General features: G+C 46.2%; 16 protein-coding genes and 1 tRNA gene. 6 read left to right on the forward strand and 11 right to left on the reverse strand.

Annotation, left to right across the window (positions count from 1 at the left end; translation table 11 throughout):
• Nucleotides 1-518: 518 nt before the first annotated feature.
• Nucleotides 519-1,211 carry a hypothetical protein gene (locus tag QT998_RS11900; RefSeq protein ID WP_333116965.1) on the forward strand — a complete coding sequence of 231 codons (693 nt, stop codon included), beginning with the start codon at nt 519-521 and terminating at the stop codon, nt 1,209-1,211.
• Between the two features lie 152 nt (nt 1,212-1,363).
• On the opposite strand, the gene QT998_RS11905 is transcribed toward QT998_RS11900, so the two are convergent.
• From QT998_RS11905 to QT998_RS11945, 9 genes are all read right to left on the reverse strand, one after another.
• A complete protein-coding gene (locus QT998_RS11905) occupies nt 1,364-2,125 on the reverse strand; it encodes a nucleotidyltransferase domain-containing protein (protein ID WP_333116963.1) in 762 nt (253 codons plus the stop codon).
• 119 nt (nt 2,126-2,244) lie between these two features.
• Nucleotides 2,245-3,186, reverse strand: a complete 942-nt coding sequence (locus QT998_RS11910) for a nucleotidyltransferase domain-containing protein (protein ID WP_333116961.1) — start codon at nt 3,184-3,186, stop codon at nt 2,245-2,247.
• 194 nt (nt 3,187-3,380) lie between these two features.
• Nucleotides 3,381-4,376 (reverse strand): site-specific integrase, encoded by a 996-nt coding sequence (locus tag QT998_RS11915; protein ID WP_333091504.1) that lies wholly within the window; start codon nt 4,374-4,376, stop codon nt 3,381-3,383.
• A gap of 119 nt (nt 4,377-4,495) precedes the next feature.
• Nucleotides 4,496-4,567, reverse strand: a tRNA-Val gene (locus QT998_RS11920).
• A 125-nt stretch (nt 4,568-4,692) separates the two neighbouring features.
• Nucleotides 4,693-4,905, reverse strand: coding sequence for a DUF2839 domain-containing protein (locus QT998_RS11925; protein ID WP_333116958.1), 213 nt, complete (start codon nt 4,903-4,905; stop codon nt 4,693-4,695).
• 65 nt (nt 4,906-4,970) lie between these two features.
• Nucleotides 4,971-6,479, reverse strand: a complete 1,509-nt coding sequence (locus QT998_RS11930; RefSeq protein WP_333116956.1) for a helicase C-terminal domain-containing protein — start codon at nt 6,477-6,479, stop codon at nt 4,971-4,973.
• Between the two features lie 22 nt (nt 6,480-6,501).
• Nucleotides 6,502-8,031, reverse strand: a complete 1,530-nt coding sequence (locus QT998_RS11935) for a pentapeptide repeat-containing protein (protein ID WP_333091508.1) — start codon at nt 8,029-8,031, stop codon at nt 6,502-6,504.
• Nucleotides 8,032-8,286: 255 nt separating this feature from the next.
• A complete protein-coding gene (locus QT998_RS11940) occupies nt 8,287-9,849 on the reverse strand; it encodes a pentapeptide repeat-containing protein (RefSeq protein WP_333091511.1) in 1,563 nt (520 codons plus the stop codon).
• A gap of 95 nt (nt 9,850-9,944) precedes the next feature.
• Complete coding sequence (locus QT998_RS11945) at nt 9,945-11,510, reverse strand: pentapeptide repeat-containing protein (protein WP_333091512.1); 1,566 nt, start codon at nt 11,508-11,510, stop codon at nt 9,945-9,947.
• A gap of 14 nt (nt 11,511-11,524) precedes the next feature.
• Between QT998_RS11945 and QT998_RS11950 the strand changes: the two genes are divergently transcribed.
• The 5 genes from QT998_RS11950 to ccmS all read left to right on the forward strand — a co-directional run bounded on the left by QT998_RS11950 (nt 11,525) and on the right by ccmS (nt 18,978).
• A complete protein-coding gene (locus tag QT998_RS11950; RefSeq protein WP_333116989.1) occupies nt 11,525-12,388 on the forward strand; it encodes a prephenate/arogenate dehydrogenase in 864 nt (287 codons plus the stop codon).
• A gap of 67 nt (nt 12,389-12,455) precedes the next feature.
• On the forward strand, nt 12,456-14,291 hold the full coding sequence (locus QT998_RS11955; RefSeq protein WP_333091514.1) for an APC family permease: 1,836 nt from the start codon (nt 12,456-12,458) through the stop codon (nt 14,289-14,291).
• Between the two features lie 277 nt (nt 14,292-14,568).
• Nucleotides 14,569-16,032 (forward strand): RtcB family protein, encoded by a 1,464-nt coding sequence (locus QT998_RS11960; RefSeq protein WP_333116950.1) that lies wholly within the window; start codon nt 14,569-14,571, stop codon nt 16,030-16,032.
• A gap of 208 nt (nt 16,033-16,240) precedes the next feature.
• Nucleotides 16,241-18,040 carry an ABC transporter ATP-binding protein gene (locus tag QT998_RS11965; protein WP_442921965.1) on the forward strand — a complete coding sequence of 600 codons (1,800 nt, stop codon included), beginning with the start codon at nt 16,241-16,243 and terminating at the stop codon, nt 18,038-18,040.
• A 506-nt stretch (nt 18,041-18,546) separates the two neighbouring features.
• On the forward strand, nt 18,547-18,978 hold the full coding sequence (ccmS, locus tag QT998_RS11970; RefSeq protein ID WP_242717791.1) for a beta-carboxysome assembly chaperone CcmS: 432 nt from the start codon (nt 18,547-18,549) through the stop codon (nt 18,976-18,978).
• A 77-nt stretch (nt 18,979-19,055) separates the two neighbouring features.
• Here the strand turns inward: ccmS and QT998_RS11975 are convergent, their stop codons facing one another.
• Both QT998_RS11975 and QT998_RS11980 read right to left on the reverse strand, forming a co-directional pair.
• Entirely contained in the window at nt 19,056-19,277 is a 222-nt protein-coding gene (locus tag QT998_RS11975; RefSeq protein ID WP_333116942.1) for a HEAT repeat domain-containing protein, read from the reverse strand.
• A gap of 162 nt (nt 19,278-19,439) precedes the next feature.
• The coding region (locus QT998_RS11980) for a HEAT repeat domain-containing protein (protein ID WP_333218013.1) at nt 19,440-20,689 on the reverse strand (1,250 nt) is incomplete at its 5' end.

A 20,689-nucleotide genomic window follows, 5' to 3' on the forward strand; every position in this document is an offset into this window, starting at 1 on the left:
TTAATGCGTCTAGGAGTGTTAATCTCCGGTTAATTCTGCCTCTTGTTCGATCTCAGGGTGTTTACTGAGATTGGCGATCGCCTTTGATGTCAGAAATTCTCCGTACTTAGGGCGATCGGCTGTCTGAAGCCGAGTTTCTCTGTCAGAGATCGATCGAATTTAGAGCTCTACTCAACCGCAGTCAAGATTTCAGCTTCATTTTTCGATATCTCTAATTTACGTTTCAATCAATAATGTTTTAATTTACACAAATAAAATTAAGGGCGATCGATATCTGCTACATTTCTTAATCCTGCGACAATTTTACCGTAAAAAAAAATAAATTGTTCACCATGATAGCTCATCTATTCCCGTAGATATACCGAGAAAAGATTTTTTTGGATAACATATGCTTAATCAAAAATTAAACAAACGGTTAAGAAAACATGAAATTCCAAATTTCTCTAACCCCTGGGACGATCACCCAATTTTTGCTTCGAGTTGTGACCTGTCTGGTTGTAATATCTTTCTTAAGTGAGATGGCCGCGTACTTCTTGCCTGGTGTCCGGTCTGAAAACTACTTCGTCAAGGTATTCAGCGTTAATTCCGAGCGAAACATTCCAACCGCATACTCAGCTTTGGCATTGCTGTTTTGTTCTTTCTTGCTGGGTACGATCGCCTATATAAAAAATTTGGATAGTTGTCGCTACAAGAATCACTGGAAAGCTTTATCATTCATATTTTTATATATATCTATAGACGAAGCCGGTCAATTGCACGAAAAATTGGTACAACCGATGCGAACCATGCTAAATGCCACAGGAATTCTTTACTTTACTTGGGTTGTGCCGGTGGGCATTCTAGTAGTGATATTTCTCTTATCCTACATTAAGTTTCTGTTCCACCTTCCTGTTCCTACACGAAAATTGTTTGTTGCAGCAACTGTTATTTATATTGGAGGAGCGCTAGGGATGGAATTGGTAGGAGCATACCAAGCTTCTGTAGCGGGAGAAGATAATATACCTTACAAGATAATAGTGACGGTTGAAGAGTCATTAGAAATGCTGGGCATCGTAGTATTTATCCACGCATTGACTTCGTATATCAAGACATATTTAGGCGGGTTAAGTTGGAATATTTACATACCAGGAAAACAAACACAGGTTACAGAACATGAAAATATCGGCATACCCGCCCTCAGCGAACCAGCCAACACAAATATCTCAAGATAAATCACTTACAACCGGGTTTGATGAAGGACAAAAATACTGCATTCTGGTCTTGAATCACAATAAAAAACCCGGTTTTTTTAGTATTAGTTTGTCTGGGAATGGAGGTTCTGCAATCTTCGGCGCACCAAACGAGTAATTAGAAGTGGAACAGCTTAGTTCACAGATGCCATCCTCACCTTTACCAAGAATTCACTAAGAGCAACCTTTGCATCAGGATTTGACGGCAAATGACTTGTCAAACTTGCCTCTTCTAATACATTGATTAGCCGATCGCGCTCCTGCTGATAAAATTCAATATCTGTATTTTCCAGCACAGATTTTTCCGCACCAGCCAGTTTGCGATCGATCAAATCGGGAATATACGACAACTGGAACTTGTCGTTAAGTTTAACCAAATTCGCCTCAACTTCCCCCGTTTGCATCAAATGAATCCCCGCCAGCAACACCCGGTAAACGTACAGCAGCGGCTTAACCCGACGCGGGCTTTGTTTCTCAAACAATCTCCATTGAGTCTGAGCAAAACCGAGATAGTGGTGGCTGTGGTGCTTGGTAATGCAGTTCGAGGCGAGTTCTTTTAACTCCTGATGTTCCTCGCTACTATAAACTATGAGCGGCGAATACAGTTGTTCCAATACGTAGCCGTTGCGCTTCAACAGCAACTCAAGAAACTTTTTAATATCGTGAGTGACTAAATCGAGTTCCATTTTCTCCCGAACTTCCGAAACCTCGATTGTTTCTTCTCCCGAAATCAGTCCAATTACTTTCGGTAGCGGCAAGATATGTACTCCCCGCAAGTCGAAATCAGAATCTGCCGAAGGAAAACCGTATAAGTGCGATCCGCTGACAGTCGCAAACAGCAATGGGTAAGGTCGAACTGAGATAATTTTGGCTAGATTAGAGATATATTCGATCATTTTTCCAACATTTTATTAATGCTAATTTCAATTCCGGTTAAACAATCGCAAATAGCTGTAGTGGCGGGTTTTACCAACCATATATGTCTCAACTTAACGATCGCGTAAACCCGCCCCTTTTAGCCGATCGCACCTCTACGCGCTTCAATCAAAAACTGATTAGCTTTCTCGTAATTAGGACGTTCTGGTAAGGAAGTTTCTGCAAAAGCGCGATCGAACTCTGCGTGCAAGCTCAACCGCCAGCGATTCACCTCATCCCAGGATATTTCTTGATTGCGGATTGATAGCAATTGCGATCGAAAATCCTGCACCCGCACCGGCACAAACCCTTCCTTCAGCACCGTAATTCCCGACAGCAACAACCGAATCAAGTGCATCGCGTGCTTCGATCGCACTTCTCCTGTATTCCGCAAGTCTTGCTCCATTTTTTTAAATTGAGACAAAACGTAGCTATTGTAAGTTTGATAAATTAATTGAGACAGAAAGATTTCCCGAATTTCTAGCAATTCTTGTGCTACAGGAGAAACGGTTTCTACTAAAGGCGTGTACAAACATTCTAGCACATTGGGATTAGCTTTTAGTGCCAAAACCAGAAACTTTTGCAGTTCCCAATAGCATTCTTGATTTTCCTTGTTTTCCAATTGTTCTGGAATGCCGTAAAGCGACCAATGAAGAATTGCCGGCGGCTGGTAAATCCCGCGCCTGTCTGTATCGGATTGCTCGTTATCCAAACCGTAGGCTCTGGAACCAACAATGCAGCGGTAAATTACAGAATCATAGAGGTTGTATTCTGCAAGAAAATCTCCTCCTGACTGCAATCCTTCGCTCTGAAACTGCTTGCGGATACTGAGTTCGTGTCGCCGCAGACTAACTTGTGTTCCGTCTGGGAATTTGACTAAATATGCGTGGGAATTGTCCGTAGGCGATTGAACGATGACGCCTACTAATCCCGGTTTCCAAGATTGGTCGCTGGCAGGATTTTTGACTTCAATTTTGGTGACAATTTGGGTTCCTGCGGGGATGATTAAGTTGAAATTTTGGGAAATATTGGGATTTGTCACGAGGAAACCTCCTGCGGAGACACGAGCTACATTCTTATTGTAGTATATTTGTAGTGGAAAATGGGTGTTTTGGGCGATCGATCGTTTTGGCGTAGGTTAAATGCTGTTTCAGTAAGTCTTGCATCTACTTCTAACAGCAAAAAAAGTAGTAAATAAATATTACTTACTTAATTTAAACTTTTGTGCTGATATTTCTACAACAAAGGTACTTCGATGGTAGCAGTAATTCCCGCATAGTGCCTCATAATTATCTCAGGAGTATTACCCACCCATTTTGCTATTTGTACAACATTGATGCCAGCTTCTAGACATTGTGTAACGAATGTGTGCCTAGTATGGTACTGGCTCCTATATTCACTAACTAGACCTTCTTTGACCAACTTTGTTACAACCCCATCCACTTTATTTCCATGCCTGTTTTTATATCCCTTCCAAGCTCTGCTTAGGAAATTGTGATCGTCAATTTCTTTACCTTCGGGACTGGGGAATACTAAAGATTCTGGATCGCCACTTTCTGGCTTAATTAATTTTAGAAAGTTTTGTAATTGAGCATTACAAGGGAAAATCCTTGGTTTGCCAGTCTTAGTACCTTTTCTATTTCCTCTAACATAAGATTCACAAAAACAGATGTGGTGGCAGTCAGCATCTATATGTTTCCATTTTAGCCCTATAGCTTCCGAAGTCCTGCATCCTGTAAAAAAAAGAAATTTAACAAAAGAGGCATAATGGCTATAGTAGCGATCTGTCTCAAAAGCTTTTATGATGGCATCTTTTTCAGCCTTAGAAAAAGGTTTTATGTCCTCTAATTGTTTAGGTTGTGTTTTGATATTCTTGGCCATACCTAAAAAAGGGTTGTTAGAAATATGACCATACTCAACACCCCAATCACAACAAGCTGTGATATTATTTAAATATTTTTTAGCCGTATCGGGATTAAAATTATCAATCAAATAATCTCTTATTTCTACAGCATCTTCAAGAGATTGTTTTGGTAGCTTTTTAACATGAGAACTTATGGCACTGTAAGCATTTTTAAGAGTGCTAACTGCAACTGTCGGAGTTTTATAAACTACATACATTTCCCACAACTTTGATAGAGTTATTGCTGGCTTTGGCTTAATTGCTTCTACAACAGTCAGATATGTCTGATTTCTGTATTTACCATTGGTAGCTTTCTGTGTAGTGTTCATAGCTTAATCCTGACTATGGCTTTGGAGCAATCATAGTCATTTCGTAGTTAATAGTCAATGTAAAGCCAAAAATCTTGGCTAAATCCCCCTAACTTTTGATATATATAGATTTAATAAGATGGGCGATACAGGATTTGAACCTGTGACATCTACCGTGTGAAGGTAGCGCGCTACCACTGTGCCAATCGCCCGTAGATAATTACGATACCATACCAAGTCCAAATGTGCAACTAAATTTTTCCAAAAAATTCAGCCGCTTGTTTCCCAGTTAAACTCGACACAATGCCCACAACACAGGCATTTGTCGAGTCTGGCATCAATCAACCTGCCACCAACCCGCCGCAGGGCCGACGAACCGCACCACAATCCACCAACCCACCAACAGACTAATCCCGATCCAGCTTCCGCGAGATGTCCACCTCACAAAATCTTCGCTTTGGGTTTTCGTGATTGGCAGCCACGAAACGATGCGCTCTTCTTTACCGAATTCGTCGCCGATCGACTCTTTACGACGCTTAGCTTCACCCATAATTTTTGTCTGCTAAATCAGATTTCAATTGTATAACCAACCAAATTATACGCCAACAGGTCATCTCAGGCCTGCGTCAGCCAAGTCGTATCCAAATAATTAATCCTCGCAAACGGACTCAGCGCCGCTAAAACCTGCTGCCCGTAACTGCGGTGAATCACCCTGCTGTCAAAAATCGCCACAACCCCCTGACGTTCTCGCACCGGCGCGATCGCCCGTTGCAACTCATTCAGCGCCGCCGGCAGCAAATACAACCGAAACCAATCTAGACGCCGCTCCTTATAATAAGCCACACGCGCCGCCACCAAAGGATTCTCCAAGGTAGGTAGTGGCAAAGTGGCGATCGCCAGCAAGTGAGGCGCGCTCAACTCCCCCTGATGTTCCCGCCAAAACTCCCACCCACTCACCAAAATCCCATTCTCCCCCACATCAGTTTTTTCTACCTGCACCCGAGAACCGAACTCAGAAGCCAAAATCGCCGCCAGCCGAGCCCTCAGCGGTACATCACCAACAATCAGCACAGTTAAACCCGCCACCGACACACTCATCAACAGCAAAGTCCGAATTTCTTGAATTAAAACACCCTGAAATTCCGGCGTATTCGGCAGCGGCAGCCAGTTGGGAATGTACAGTTGAATTAATTCGTTTTGTCGATCGGGCGAAAACTTCACACTCGTCAACTCTGGCAATCCCATCATTTGCCGGAAGATCGGAGCCTTCGGTTCCACATCCACCGCACAGCCAATCAACACCACAGGCACCGCAGACCAAATTTTGCCCAAAACCTCCGCCACCTGCACCGGCGCGCAGTAGAGAGAAAATGACCCGCTCGATCGATGAATTTGCGCCCACCGCAGTTGGCCGTTAGTTTGCCAGCAATGCCAAAAATTGCTCCAAGCAGCCGGAATCAGCCCGTTAAGCTCGATCCTTCCTAGCAGCCCCTCCAAAATATTTTGCTCTGCAGTTTCCAGCAAATAGCACTCGTCAGGCTTAGCTGGATGCAGAAACACAGCCCGCGTTAGCAGTACCCGCACTTGGAGGATTTCATCCGCCAGCATTGGCTCAGATTGCATTAAATCATTCCAGTCAGGAGGTTGCAAACCCGCAGTCAACTGCTGGCGCGTCCAAACTTCCAAATCATCCACACCGTCGATAATTGTCGGAATATTGCCGCGAAGTTCCGAATTTTCCGCCAAGCTATCCGCCAGCCAAGACTGCGGATCTATGAGCGTCAGCCCTTGGAAATCGGCATTATGGGAATAAATCTCGATCGGCTTCTCTGTTTGCAGCCACTCTTGCAAGCGAGGAATTTCCACCCGCTGCAAATGTTCCAGCAGCGGTGTCGGCGCAACTAAAATCACCGGATCGGGCCACATCAAAACCGGCATCAAATAACTGACTCGATACCGCTGTCGGTAAGCTCCTGCGGGCAGCCCCGTTTGAATTAGAGCGCTGCGCCCCAAGCGCAAAGCCCGCGCCACGAGACGCGCCATCGTTAAATGGTGGGGCCAGTGCGGCTCGGAGTGCGATCGCAAGAAGTGGAGCAGCGAGTTGTGGACTTCTACCTCAATCAATCGATGTCACAGTTGATATTGCTCAATCAACATAATCAAAACTTGCCAGAAAATCAACTACTTTTTGACGATCGGGCACACTGAATTTATTCTCCTGATTTTTTCCACCTCGCCCACCAAAATTCGGGTGAGACTGCACGGTCAAACTTTCCTGCCCAGAACTAATTAAAATAGTTTGGGTAGGCGATTGAAAAAACTTAGTCTCCCGAGCTAAATTTAGTGTTATTTGCAGCATTTCCTTCGCTTCACTTAAATTATCTATCGCTGCATTCAATCCTTTATACAACTGCACAATTCGGTTTTTATTCAAATTTTGACTTGCGATATTTTTGCTAACAGCCACAATATTTTTCTGAGTTTCTAAAGCATCATTAAAAGGTAAAATTGCTAAAAAAGCGACTGGCAATAAATGTTCGTCGCTCTCAAATCTAAAAGTTATATTTGTCCGGCGGTAGCCTACTTCAATATTCGGAGGAAAGCTCATTGCCCGGTAATGCCGAGCTATTTCACTATACGCTGTTGCTAAAGTGATGTTTGCTGAGTAATCTAAAACTGCATCAACCACAATTCGCACTAATCCCGGCGTATGATTTAAAAATTTTCTCGCTTCAGACGGCGAATTAAATTGTTGAATCGCAGATCGATCGCCAGCAGAGCTGATATCAACCCACTCGCAACTAATATTATCGGCGATGATGCCAAATCTGGGAACCGAATAGAGTTTAGCCCCAGTTAAAATTGCCCCCGTCAAATCTGCCCCCACCCAATCTGCGTTAATCAAATTAGTTTCTGTCAAATCTGCGTGAACCAAATGAGCATTGGCTAAATTAGTATTTCTTAAATCCGCTCCGTTGAGGTTAGCTCCGTTGAATTTAGTATCGATCAGATCTGCGCCGTTAAGGTTGGCTCCGCTCAAATCGGCCCATTTGAGGTTAGCTCCGCTCAAATTGGCACCGCTGAGATTCACCCCCTGCAAACAAGCTTGTCTCAGATCCGCATCGATTAAATTCACGCCATTAAGTTCTGCTTTTGTCAAATCCGCACCGTGCAAGTTAGCTCCTTGAAAGTTAGCCGATGAAGCCGAAGCACCTCTGAGATTTGCACCGGAAAGATTAGCACCGCACAGGTTAGCTTCTATCAGTTTTACCTCTCTTAAATCGGCTTCCGTCAGATTAGCACGACTGAAGTTAGTTTGGCTGAGTTGGCAGCGGACTAATTCGCCTCTAATCAGCGATGCTCCGATTAATTGAGCCGCAGTTAAATCGGCTCTCACTAAGTTGGCTACGTTGAGATTAGCCCCGTTTAAGATTGCCCGCGAGAGATTGGTGCTGCTGAGTCTAGCCACATTTAGGTTAGCTTCGGTCAAGTCAGCATCGCTCAAGTTAGCGCCGCTGATGTTGGTGATAAATAAGCTAGCCCGCCTTAAAATTGATTGGCTGAGGTTGATGCGGCTGAGATTAGCTTCATTCAGATTGATTCCTGTGAAATCTCTGTCGCCTTCTGTGTATCTTTTGACGAGTTCAAATCGTTTGAGAAGTTCTTCAGCTCCCATTTTTTAACCTGAATGAAATGCCGATCGGCTAACTTATTTGGGGCGTAAATCTAAATTATTTCCACTTAATTTATATAGCAAACCCAAGGTTATTACATTTTTAATTGCTGAAATTATTGACGACAATTGCATTTACATTTTTCTTGATTCCTTCTTCCTTCTTCCGACGAACTTAGATCCGTTACATCCCGTACATTGCTCGTTGCCGAACTTCCTTTTTCCTTCTTCCTTCCTTCTTCCTTCCTTCGGCTATATTTACTCGCCGAGCTGATAAAAGCTTTTGACAAACTCAATCACCGTATTTAGGGGAGGGGTTGTGAATCTTTGGGCTTTAATTGCAGGACTGATCGAGGTTTTGGTGACTCCAGGCAAATTTGCCAAGTTTCTGCCAAAGTCTGGGTGATAGTGAACCATCAAACTTTCGGCGATGGAGTTAGCGAGTATGGTTTGGGTAGGCGATTGGAAAAAACTCGACATCAATTCGCGTTCGAGGCGAATCGGCTGAATTTTTAATTCCCCTATTTTTCTGATTGTTTTGGTCAGCATTACGTTCAATTGGACTACTAGATTTGCGACTCTGACTCCCTGGTTATTGCCATTTTGGGGTTGAATCATTTTGATCAAAGTAATGAGATTTTTTTGAGTAAATGCCGCGTCGCTAAAGGGAATAATGGCAACGAAAGCTGTGGAAAACAATTGCTCGTCCCGCTCTATTCTAAACGAAATGATTGTCCGCCTCGAGTTAACTTCTATGCTGGGAGGATGGCTCAAACCCGAGTATTGACGAGCAATTTGGCGGTAGGCAGCCGCGAGGGCAAAGTTAGCATCGGGGTCTAGGGGTCGATCGACAATAATTTGAACTGTCGGCGGTGTAGCATTAAAAAACCGTTGAGATTCTTGTGAGGTAAACCGCTGGATGTGGCTGCGATCGCCGTTGGGACTGAGGTCAACCCAATCGCAGGTAATATCATCTGCTTTCAGATCAAACCTCGACACCCCATAAATTTTTGCCCCCGTCAGCGCCGCCCCGGTCAAATCTGCGCCCACCCAATCAGCGTGAATCAAATTCGCTTGAGTCAAATCCGCGTGTACCAGAGTAGAGTTCAACAGATTGACATTGCTCAAATTTGCCCCGTACAAGTTAGCCCCGCTCAATCTCGCTTCATCGAGGTCAGCGCCGGTCAAGTTAGCCCCGCTGAGGTCGGCCCACCGCAGATTAGCGCCTCGCAAGTCAGCGCCGCTGAGGTTGGCTTGAGACAGATTAGCTTGTCTGAGTTCTGAATTACAGAGGTTTACTCCTCGTAAGTCCGCCCTGCTGAGGTCGGCTCTGTGCAAGTTAGCCCGTTCCAAGTTGGCCGCTGTCAAACAAGCACCTCTGAGGTGAGCCCCGCTGAGGTCAGTTTGCTCTAGATTGGCTTCTCTGAGGGTTGCTTCTCTCAAATCTGCTTCGCTGAGGTTCGCACCGCTCAAGTTTGCACCGCTGAGGTCGGCTCTGATCAATTCGGCTCTGATCAGTGTAGCTTCGACGAGTTGGGCTTCGCTGAGGTCGGCTCGAATCAGGTTAGCTACGTTGAGAATAGCGCCACTGAGGTTGGCTTTGTTGAGATTAGCACCGCTGAGTCTAGCAACATTGAGTTTGGCTTTTCTCATGTTGGCGTTTGACAGATTGGTGCCGCTCATGTTGGTTAGGCTCAAGATTGCCTCACTGAAATTAGCCCCAGCTAGATCGATTCTGCTGAGATTTGCCTCGCACAGGAGGATGGCAGTAAAGTCTCTTTCTCCTGCTGCATATTTGGCTATGAGTTCTTCGGCGTCCATGCTGTTCACTTTCCCTGATGTGTTAGCTAGAACAAAGCTTTGTTGTGCCAACCTTTAAATAGAATAAGCATTTTTTGTAACTTGATGCAATATGCTTAGACATCTATATTGTGGAAGCCTTTTATAAAATCCAAAATGCTGCTGATATTAGCTTGACCCAATTTTGTATTTTCGGTTAATTTGGCGGTGGTTGCATTGTTCGGAGCGTATTTTTTTTTGAGCTGGCGCTTGCCGAAGGCTGGGTGATGATATACGCTAATTTTTTGATCGCTGGAATTAATTAAAATCATCTGTGTAGGAATTTGAAAAAAATTGATGCTTTCGCCAATTTTTGGAAAAGAACTTGAAATTTTAATTTGGTCTACTTTGCTGATAGCTTGGTTGAGATCTTTGCTGGATAATTGGACGTGTTTGGATTCTTTAACGTTAAGTTTGCCTGCGTCGTGGGATTGAATCATTTTCATCAAAGCTATCAGGTTTTTTTGAGTTGTGGCGGCGTCGTTAAAAGGAATGATGGCAACGTAAGCGGTGGCAAATAATTTATCATCGCTGTCCATTTTAAAGGCGAGTACGGTGCGCCTGGAGCTGACTTCGATGGTGGGTGGCTGACTTAAACTCGGGTATTGTTGGGCAATTTGGTAATAAGTTGCAGCTAGGGCAAAATGAGCGCCTTGGTCTAGGGGCGAGTCAATTACAATCCGAACTGTGGGTAAGGTTTCGTGAAAAAATTCGTTGGTTCCTCCCGAATTTAACCAATAAATTTGGCTGTGGTCGCCGTTGGGGCTTAGATCTACCCATTTGCAGGTCATGCCTTCGGTTTTGATACCCAGCCGCGAAGCTGCGTGGAGTTTGGCTCCGGTTAAGGTGGCTCCGGTTAAGTCGGCTCCAATCCAGTCGGCGCGGATCAGATAGGCGTTTGACAGGTCGGCGTGAACTAAACTTGCATTGAGTAAGTTGGCGTGGCAGAGGTCGGCTCTGCTGAGGTCGGCTCCGCTCAATTTGGCTTCGCTCAAATCTGCCCAGCGCAGGTTGCAGCCACTGAGGATGGCCCAGCGCAAATTGACTCCGCTGAGGTCGGCTCCGCTGAGTATGGCTTGAGTGAGATTGGCTTGTCGGAGTTCCGTCCCTCGCAAGTCGGCGCTGCTGAGGTCGGCTCGACTGAGGTCGGCACCTTGCAGGTTGGCTTGTTCGAGGTTGGCTTCTGTCAAGTACGCGCCGCTTAGGTGAGCGCCTCGGAGGTTGGCTCCGCTGAGGTTGGCTCCTCGCAGGGTGGCTTCGGTGAGGGTGGCTCCGCTGAGGTTGGCTCCGCTGAGGTTGGCTCCGCTGAGTTCGGCTCGAATTAGCTCGGCTCTGATCAGTTTGGCTCCTGTGAGGTTGGCTCTTTTGAGGTCAACTCGCACTAGGTAAGCGACGTTGAGGTCGGCGTCGGTGAGGTTTGCACCGCCGAGATGGGCGCCGCTGAGTCTGGCGATGTTGAGTTTGGCACCGGTCAGGTCGGTTTTGCTGAGGTTGGCTCCGCTGAGGTTTGCTACACTCAGATTCGCACCCTTGAGGTTGGCTCCGCTCAAGTTGACGCCGCTGAGGTTGGCCTCAGTTAGGTTGATTCCGGCAAAGTTTCTTTCTCCGGCGGCATATTTTTTTAGGAGTTCCTCGACTGTCATGGGGGCGGCACCGTATCATTTATCCCCATTTTATTGCTATGAATATCGGTATTGTAGGACTTGGTTTAATTGGTGGCTCGATCGCTCTGGATTTGCGATCGCGCGGGTTTGATGTTTTTGGGGTTTCGAGTCGCCAGCAGACTTGCGATCGCGCGCAAGAAAGCGGTGTTGTCTCTGAAGCCAGCATACACCTGTCTCTGATGGCAAGAGCCGATTTGGTTTTTATTTGCACGCCGTTAGGAGCGATCGAATCGATCGTCCGAGAGTTGGTGCCCTATCTTTCCCGTGATACTATTCTAACCGATGTCGGTTCCGTAAAAACACCCATAGTACAAGCTGTGTCCTCTATGTGGCCGAATTTTGTGGGGGGACATCCGATGGCGGGGACTGCACAAAACGGCATTGAGGCGGCGGTAAGGGATTTGTTTGTGGGGCGGCCTTATGTGGTGACTCCGACTGCGGTGACTCCGGCGCTGGCGGTGGATAAGGTTGAGGAAATTGCGCGGTTGTTGGGTGCTAAAGTTTACCGATGTGAGCCGGAAGAACACGATCGAGCTGTGGCTTGGATTTCTCATTTGCCGCTGATGGCTAGCGCGACTCTGGTTGCTGCCTGCGCTGTTGAGGGCGATCGGGATATTGTTAATTTAGCCCAACATTTGGCGAGTTCGGGTTTTCGGGACACGAGTCGCGTAGGGGGCGGCAACCCGGAGTTGGGAGTGATGGTGGCGAAATACAATCGAGAGGAATTGCTGCGATCGCTCTCTATTTACCGCGACAGTCTTGACGAGTTTATCAACGATATCGCATCCGAAAATTGGCAAGCTCTCGAACATAAGCTAAAGCATACTCAAAAAGCCAGAAATAATTATAACTTGTGAGCCAAAAATTGCTTAAAACTGCTCCCATCTCGATTATGATTTGTGGACGCCTCTATATTGAGTTTTAATGTACACCTATTCTCGACTCAAGCGGGTTTTACTGGGTGAATCTTTGCCCACTAGCGCATCTGTTCACGAACGTCTGAGCAACGCTACAGGACTTGCTGTTCTTGCTTCCGATGCACTGTCGTCTGTTGCCTACGCTACTCAAGAAACTTTGCTGGTACTCTTACTAGCGGGGAGCAGTAGTTTGAGTTGGTCGTTACCTATTTCGGGCATTATTGTTTTACTACTGGCGATCGTGGCGCTGTCTTACCGACAGACGATTAAAGCTTATCCAAAGGGCGGCGGCGCTTACATTGTAGCGCGAGAAAATTTGGGTACTTATCCGGGTTTGATCGCAGCAGCTTCCCTAATGATTGACTACATACTCACAGTTACGGTGAGTATTTCTGCTGGTGTGGCAGCCTTGACTTCAGCGGTTCCCTCGCTGCTGCCCTATACGGTGGAAATATGCTTAGTTTGTATTGTCTTAATCATGTTTGCCAATCTCAGGGGCTTGCGGGAATCTGGCAAAATATTTATGGTTCCCACCTATGCGTTTATCGCGGGTATTTTTGTCTTGATTGGCTGCGGTTTATTCCAACAGGCAACAGGTCATGTTTTGCCGGCATTAGAAAATATTCCAGCTAAAGAACCTTTGGGATTGTTTCTGATCGCGCGCGCCTTTGCTGCTGGCTGTACGGCGCTGACTGGAGTTGAAGCGATATCGGACGGTGTGTTGGCTTTTAAACCTCCTGAATGGAAGAATGCGCGCCTAACTTTAACTTATTTGGGCGTAATTCTGGGGGTAATGTTTTTAGGAATTAGTTACTTGGCTCATATTTATCAAGTGATTCCTCAAGAAAATGAAACGCTGCTTTCTTTGTTGGGAAAAGATATTTTTGGAGTAGGCATATTTTATTACTATTTGCAGATTGCAACTCTGTTAATTTTGCTGTTGGCGGCGAATACGAGTTATGCGGATTTTCCGCGACTGTGTTATTTTTTGGCGCGGGACGGGTTTTTGCCTAGGCAGTTGTCGCTGTTGGGCGATCGGCTGGTTTATTCTAATGGCATTAATCTGCTCAGCTTCTGCGCGGCTTTGTTAATTATCATCTTCCAAGGCGATACCACTGCAATAATTCCGCTGTATGCGGTTGGAGTTTTTACTTCTTTTACTCTGTCTCAATCGGGAATGGTAATTCACTGGTTTAAGGAGCGAGGTAAAGGTTGGCAAGCTAGTGCTGTGATGAACGGTATTGGTGCAGTGGCAACCACGGGAGTTTTGGCTGTAATTGTCGCTACCAAATTCCTTTTGGGAGCTTGGGTTGTGGTAGTAACTATTCCGATCGTAGTCAGTCTATTTTTAGCTATTAACCGACACTATCGCTATGTAGCCGCTCGCTTAAGCATTCAGGGAATCGCACCTAAATCCTATCTTCGGAGACCTAAAGTTAAGGAGGTGAAACATCCGGCAGTGGTGCTAGTCGGACAGTTGCACCGGGGAACTTTGGATGCGCTGGATTACGCTCGTTTAATTGCTGATGAGGTTGTGGCGGTTCACGTAGATATTGGTTTGACAGACATAGCAAAATTGCAAGCGGCTTGGCAAGATTTGCAGTCTGACATTCCTTTGGAAATTCTGGAATCGCCTTACCGTTCTGTTGGTGAGCCTTTAACTCACTTTTTGGCTTTGTTTGAAGAGCGGCGGCCGGGAGTGTTTTTAACGCTGATTATTCCGGCGTTTGTGACGCGAAATTGGTGGGAGGGACTGCTGCACAATCAAACTGCTTTCTTTTTGAAGGCGGCTTTGCGGGCTAAAAAAAGTCTGGTGGTGACGACGGTGAGGTATTTTCTGTAAACTATGAAAACTGGAATTATTTAGGAGATGCTGGGAAAAAAAACCGGGTTTCTGACAAAAATTTTGTGTGTTTGCGAAGTATCTAAGCAGAAACCAGGTTTCTGATACTCGCTGGAAGTTGACATATAAAAAATTATGTGCAAGGATCGATATAAGTAGAAAAGTTGCCTTTCAACCTTTCTCCAAAAAGATTGCGGCTGCTGAACCAAAGTCTTTTACTAACTACAACATCTCTTCAATTTGTGGGGGTTGCATAGCAACCCGCAACAGACTATTTATGCAGCAGCCAAAAAACTTGAACCGGCTTTTGCGAGCTTTGTCTCGGCAAGGTCTGGATGTTAGTTACAGCAACAAAGTCTACTCTATTTCTCTCAAGAGTTCCCTGGAAAAATACTGGCAGGATGCTAGTGCTACAACAGCAGAAGTTTTGCTCCCAGAGGATTTTCCTGTGGAAGCAAAGGCGCTCAAACAGTTGGCAAATTTGGCGAATGTTCGACACCCTCAAGGTGGTTGCGTTTGTCGCGCCTGCGCTACTCCAGATTTCCATCCGGGGGATGCGGGAGTGGCAATTGGGTCGATCGTCCAAACAGCAGGAATGGTGATTCCGGCGGCTGTCGGTTCCGATATCAACTGTGGGATGCGGTTGCACGTTGCGGATTTGTCGATCGAACAATTCCTCAGTCAGCGCGATCGATTTGTAGAATTGCTCAAAGGCGATTATTTCTTCGGTACTCGCGATGTCAGCATGACTGCAAAAACTGCTCGCGCGATGTTCCAACACGGGATTCCCGGATGGCTGGATGCTTTGCGGGACAAGCCAACCGGCAGCGCGGCCAATTCGGATTTCGAGCAGTTGGCGACAGAGTGCAATCGCACTTTCGGAGGCGGTTCCATGAATGGCGATGTCAAATGGGCTCCCGAAGAATTAGTCCCAAATGACGGCTTAGTCAGGGATGGTGGCTTAGGTACCATCGGCGGCGGCAATCACTTTGTGGAAATTCAAGTGGTTGAGGAAGTTGTGGACAAGGCTACGGCTTATACTTGGGGAGTTCGATCGGGACAAATCGCTTTCATGATTCACTCCGGTTCGCGGAATGTCGGCAAATACATCGGCGGAATGTGGCGCGATCGAGCTTGCGAAGCCTGGCCAAAAACCCTAAAATATCCTGAATCCGGGCTTTTTCCGCTGTCTGTCGCAGCAAATCCCGAACTTGTGAGCAGCTACCTGCAAGCGGAAGCAACAGCCGCTAACTACGGTTTTATCAACCGTTTGCTGCTAGCAGAATTTCTGCGGTTGCGTTTGCGGCAAGTTTTCGGCGATGTCGAAGCTCCCTTAGTATACGATGTGCCTCACAATATTACCTTAGCTGAAGGTGCCGGCTGGGTAACGCGCAAAGGCGCTTGTCCCGCACATTCCGGCCAGCCTGTAATTGTACCGGGTTCGATGGGTGCGCCGTCTTATTTGCTAATTGGTTTGGGAAACGATCGATTTTTGCGATCGGCATCTCACGGTGCAGGAAGGGCGCGATCGCGCTTCGATATGAGTCGCAAAGGTGCTGACAAAACTGACTCCGCTTTGGGATTAACCGGCGTAGATTGCATTACCGGGCGCGAAGAACGCAGAATCGAAGAAGCACCGGCCGCTTACAAGCCAATTCAACCAGTAATTGACGCTCAAGTTGAGGCGCAAATAGTTGGTGTAGTCGCTAAAATGAAGCCCGTGTTAACATTTAAAGCGTAGCCTGGGGCTATTTTTCCATTCTCAATAACTGTGTCTAAAGCAGGCTAAAAGCCCGTTCTCAAAGACAATTTTTTAGTTGTGGAACGGGCATCTTGCCGAGTCGGAACAGGCTAAAAGCCCGTTCTCAAAGACAATTTCTTAGTTGTGGAACGGGCATCTTGCCCGTTTCTCAAACTGTGAGAATAAGTGAAAATCTAAAAATTACCCAATTACCCCCAATCCTCAATTGTCACCAGATCAATCAAAACCTGTCCATCCTCTGAAGCGGCTGCTGAAGTACGGCCGCCGCTACCGCCTGAAAACTTGGCTGGCAAGTATCTGTTCGCTGCTGAATAAATTCTTTGATTTAGCGCCGCCAGCATTAATCGGTATTGCCGTTGATGTAGTGGTGAAACAACAAGATTCTATGCTGGCTCAGTGGGGCATCAAAGATGTTTTTTGGCAACTGGCAATTATTACTATTTTGAGTTTAATTGTTTGGACGCTGGAATCTATTTTTGAATATGCTTACGATTATTTGTGGCGCAATTTAGCTCAGGATATCGAACACGATTTGCGTCTGGAAGCTTACAGCCATTTGCAAGAATTAGAATTAGCTTATTTTGAAGAACGCAGTACGGGCGGTTTGATTTCTATTCTCAATGATGATATCAATCAACTCGAACGTTTTTTGGACGACGGCGCTAATGAGGTAATTCAGGTAATGACAACGGTTGTTGTGATTGGCGCGGCTTTTTTTGCTGCATCTCCTCTTGTTGCTGGGCTGTCAATGCTGCCGATACCTTTTATTATTTGGGGTTCGCTCGCTTTTCAAGATCGCCTCGCTCCTCTCTATGCTGATGTGCGGGAAAAGGTGAGTTTTCTGAACGGGCAACTGTCGAATAATTTGATGGGAATTACTACTATTAAAAGTTTTACTTCCGAAGATTATGAAATTCAGCGCGTCGAAACACAAAGCCAAGCTTACCGCCAAAGCAACCGACGGGCGATCGCACTTTCTGCTGCTTTTATTCCGCTGATTCGGGTTGTGATTTTCTTGGGGTTTATTGCAACGCTATTTCTGGGCGGTTTGGAGGTGGTGGCGGGCCGATTGTCTGTGGGAACTTACAGCGTTTTGGTGTTTATGACCCAGCGGTTGTTGTGGCCGCTGACTCGCCTGGGAGATACTCTGGATCAATACCAGCGCGCCATGGCTTCTACTAATCGGGTGATGGATTTGTTGGATACTCCGATCGCAATTCACACGGGTGATATTCGGCTGCCGGTTAGTTCGATTAAGGGTGAACTGGAATTTAAAAATGTTACCTTTTCTTACAATCAAAGAAAACCGATTTTGCAGTATTTTTCTCTGACTCTGCCGGCGGGTAAAACTACTGCGATTGTTGGGGCGACTGGTTCGGGGAAAAGTACGCTGGTGAAACTAATTTTGAGGCTCTACGAGGTACAGTACGGCAATATTTATCTCGACGGGATAGAATTAAATAACCTGAATTTAAAAGATTTGCGGAGAGCGATCGGATTGGTGAGTCAAGATGTGTTTTTGTTTCACGGTACGGTGGCAGAAAATATTGCTTACGGCAGTTTTGAGGCAAGTAATCGAGAGATAGTAAATGCTGCTAAAATTGCTGAAGCGCACGAGTTTATCGCGCAATTGCCGGACGGTTACATGACTATTGTAGGGGAACGCGGTCAAAAGTTGTCGGGGGGACAGCGGCAGCGAATTGCAATTGCAAGGGCTGTTTTGAAGAATCCGCCGATTTTGATCCTTGACGAAGCTACTTCAGCGGTGGATAACGAGACGGAGGCGGCAATTCAGCGATCGCTCGAACGAATTACGAAGAATCGCACTACAATTGCGATCGCCCACCGTCTTTCTACTGTCCGCAATGCTGACTGCATTTTTGTGATGCATGAGGGGATAGTGGTAGAATCGGGGCAGCACGAACAACTTGTGGAACAGGACGGAGTTTATGCGTCGCTCTGGCGCGTGCAATCTGGTATAAAATAAAAACGCAGCGCTTTTTGGGAATTGGTAATTGGTAATTGGGAATTGGGAATTGGGAATTGGTATTTGGTATTTGGTAATATCATGTCTGGTAGCATCATAAGTATCTGGGCGGGGCGGGTTGAGATAATTAGTTTGACAGGTAGATTGTGGGTAAAACCCGCCCCTAGGAGATCGAAATTTATCCGATCGCGAATCAACCAGACATGATATATAGCAATCCTCGCATCAGTTTCAATAACTGGTTTAACTGGTTCCCTGGCTCTGCCTGGGAACCGATGTCCAGAGGCTCTGCCTCGGCTGCAACAATGGAGGCAGAGCCTCCGGATATGCGTTACCAGGCAGAGCCTGGTAACGAGTAACTTCCAGGCTCTGCCTGGTAACGAGTATAATCATTTGCTATAGTTGGTAATTTGAATCCTAACTAATGACAACTGCCAACTGCCAAGTGTCCACTGACTGCTGACTGCTGACTGTAAAATATTAGTTTATACAAACAAGAAGAGAAAATGTTTCTATTTGATAGCCCTGAGTCCAAACCCAACGAAAATAGCTGGAGTCGGAAATTAGATAAATTTGTGAAAGCTAATCAAAATGAATTGGCTGCTTTGGCTTGGGGGCTATTCCTGGAAAGGGGAGAGGAAAGCGAGGAGATTTTGGCAATTGATATTGCAGAAACTGCGCGTTTTGTGTATTGTAAGAAAGAGGCGGTTGAGGAGTTGAACCGTCAAGTGAGAAGTCATATTCAGGAAGTTGTAGGTGTGTTGAACGCTCACAAGCCTGAGAAGGAAGTGGCGATTTTGGCGATCGGTGAAGGTCAAATTAAGTTGATTCTTTTTGAACCTAAGCCTGAACCTCCTGTTTGTTTTGAGGAAGCGGCAACAGATGTTGATACATTGTTGGCTAAGCTGGAACAGCAGATGGTTGAATGTATGAAATGATAAGATTACTCGGAGCTTGAAATCGCGTCTACACAAAGGAAGTCCGAGCAGAGGGGACTAAGAAATGAAAGGAGTATTTAAGCCTCATTTAGTATCAGTTGTCCGAGGGCTTGGATGACGCTGGAACGGACTTCTGGCGAGGTGTCTTTCAAGGCTTTAACTAATATGGGGGCGATCGCGACATCTCCTATTTTTCCCAGTGCTTCTGCTGCTTTCGCCCTGACAGCGGGGCGGGCATCCTCTAGGGCGGTGCAAAAGGTGTCTAGCACCATCTGATAGTATGCGGGATTTTGAATCATGCTGTTAGCCTCGGGTTGGGATAGCGCTTACTTTTGTATCAAACTTTTGGCAAGACTTACGCACTCCGCCAAAGAAACCGGGTTTTTTACTTAATCTCTGGGTAACAACGAAGTATTTTGGTAAAAACCCGGTTTCTGACCTCCCGTGCGTAATTCCTATGGCTAGTTCACGTCTTCGGATATGCCTTCGAGGAAGCCAACAAATCCTTTTACCCAGGGGCTTGATTCGGCGAAGTGTTCGCCAACTTTCACCGCTGCATTTTTGCCACCGTTGTAAAGCCGTTTGACGCTGATTAGGTTTTGCCACTCGATGGGTTTTTGCTCTTTGATTTCCTTAAATTCTGCATCAATAATAATGCGTGCTTGTTGCTCGTCTTGCACATTAGTATATTTTTTTTCTAATGCCTGGATGATTTGCACTACTGCATTGAGTGCAGCTTCAGGGGAGGATTGCTGGGCGGCGATGTGGAGGTGGTGGGCTTGGTACCCGTGGTTGGTGCCGAAGTTGACGAGGGCCTGGAAGGTTGCATGGGAGAAGTCTTGGGTGGGTTGGTCAGCCATTTGTTTTGTTGTTTTGTGGATTTGCTGGGTGGTTTGGTCAATTTTAACAAGGAGCTCGGTTGGCTGGGATGGTTTGGCTGGGTGTGGTGCTAGGGGCAACTGACGAATCTCGTATTTGTAGTATTTGCAGGCGGCTTGGATGGCGAGGATGAGGCGGTGAAATTCTTTGCCCGATTCGGAGGGGATTAAGGTAAGGAGGTGGGGGAGATGGGGGGCGACTTTGTCTGCGTGCTGCTTAGCGATTTTGCCTAAGGCATCTGCCGCGCTACTACGCACATAAGAGTCTGAATCTTCAACGAGTTTAAGTAATCCCGGAATCGCCTGAATGTCACCGATATTGCCTAAGGCATCTGCCGCGCTACTACGCACATAAGAGTCTGAATCTTCAACGAGTTTAAGTAATCCCGGAATCGCCTGAATGTCACCGATATTGCCTAAGGCATATGCTGCCATCCTACGCATAGAATAGTCGGAATCTTCCATGAGTTTAAGTAATCCCGAAATCGCCTGAACGTCACGGATTTTGCCTAAGGTGTCTGCCGCGCTACTACGCACATTAAAGTATGAATTTTCAACGAGTTTAAGTAATCCCGGAATCGCCTGAACGTCACGGATTTTGCCTAAGGCATCTGCCGCGTTACTACGCACATCAGAGTCTGAATCTTCCACGAGTTTAAGTAATCCCGGGATCGCCCGATCGTTACCGATATTGCCTAAGGCAACTGCCGCGCTCCTACGCACAGAAGAGTCTGAATCTTCCACGAGTTTAAGTAATCCCGGAATTGCCCGATCGTCACCAATTTGGCCTAAGGCATCTGCCGCGCTGCTACGCACATCAGAGTCTGAATCTT

The sequence above is a fragment of the Microcoleus sp. S1D4 genome (genome assembly GCF_036700765.1).
GTDB lineage: Bacteria > Cyanobacteriota > Cyanobacteriia > Cyanobacteriales > Microcoleaceae > Microcoleus.

Coding starts and splice junctions, on each gene's coding strand:
- QT998_RS11900 (WP_333116965.1), top strand. CDS start 519: ATGGCCGCGTACTTCTTGCCTGGTGTCCGGTCTGAAAACTACTTCGTC.
- QT998_RS11905 (WP_333116963.1), bottom strand. CDS start 2,125: ATGATCGAATATATCTCTAATCTAGCCAAAATTATCTCAGTTCGACCT.
- QT998_RS11915 (WP_333091504.1), bottom strand. CDS start 4,376: ATGAACACTACACAGAAAGCTACCAATGGTAAATACAGAAATCAGACA.
- QT998_RS11925 (WP_333116958.1), bottom strand. CDS start 4,905: ATGGGTGAAGCTAAGCGTCGTAAAGAGTCGATCGGCGACGAATTCGGT.
- QT998_RS11935 (WP_333091508.1), bottom strand. CDS start 8,031: ATGGGAGCTGAAGAACTTCTCAAACGATTTGAACTCGTCAAAAGATAC.
- QT998_RS11940 (WP_333091511.1), bottom strand. CDS start 9,849: ATGGACGCCGAAGAACTCATAGCCAAATATGCAGCAGGAGAAAGAGAC.
- QT998_RS11945 (WP_333091512.1), bottom strand. CDS start 11,510: ATGACAGTCGAGGAACTCCTAAAAAAATATGCCGCCGGAGAAAGAAAC.
- QT998_RS11955 (WP_333091514.1), top strand. CDS start 12,456: ATGTACACCTATTCTCGACTCAAGCGGGTTTTACTGGGTGAATCTTTG.
- QT998_RS11960 (WP_333116950.1), top strand. CDS start 14,569: ATGCAGCAGCCAAAAAACTTGAACCGGCTTTTGCGAGCTTTGTCTCGG.
- ccmS (WP_242717791.1), top strand. CDS start 18,547: ATGTTTCTATTTGATAGCCCTGAGTCCAAACCCAACGAAAATAGCTGG.
- QT998_RS11975 (WP_333116942.1), bottom strand. CDS start 19,277: ATGATTCAAAATCCCGCATACTATCAGATGGTGCTAGACACCTTTTGC.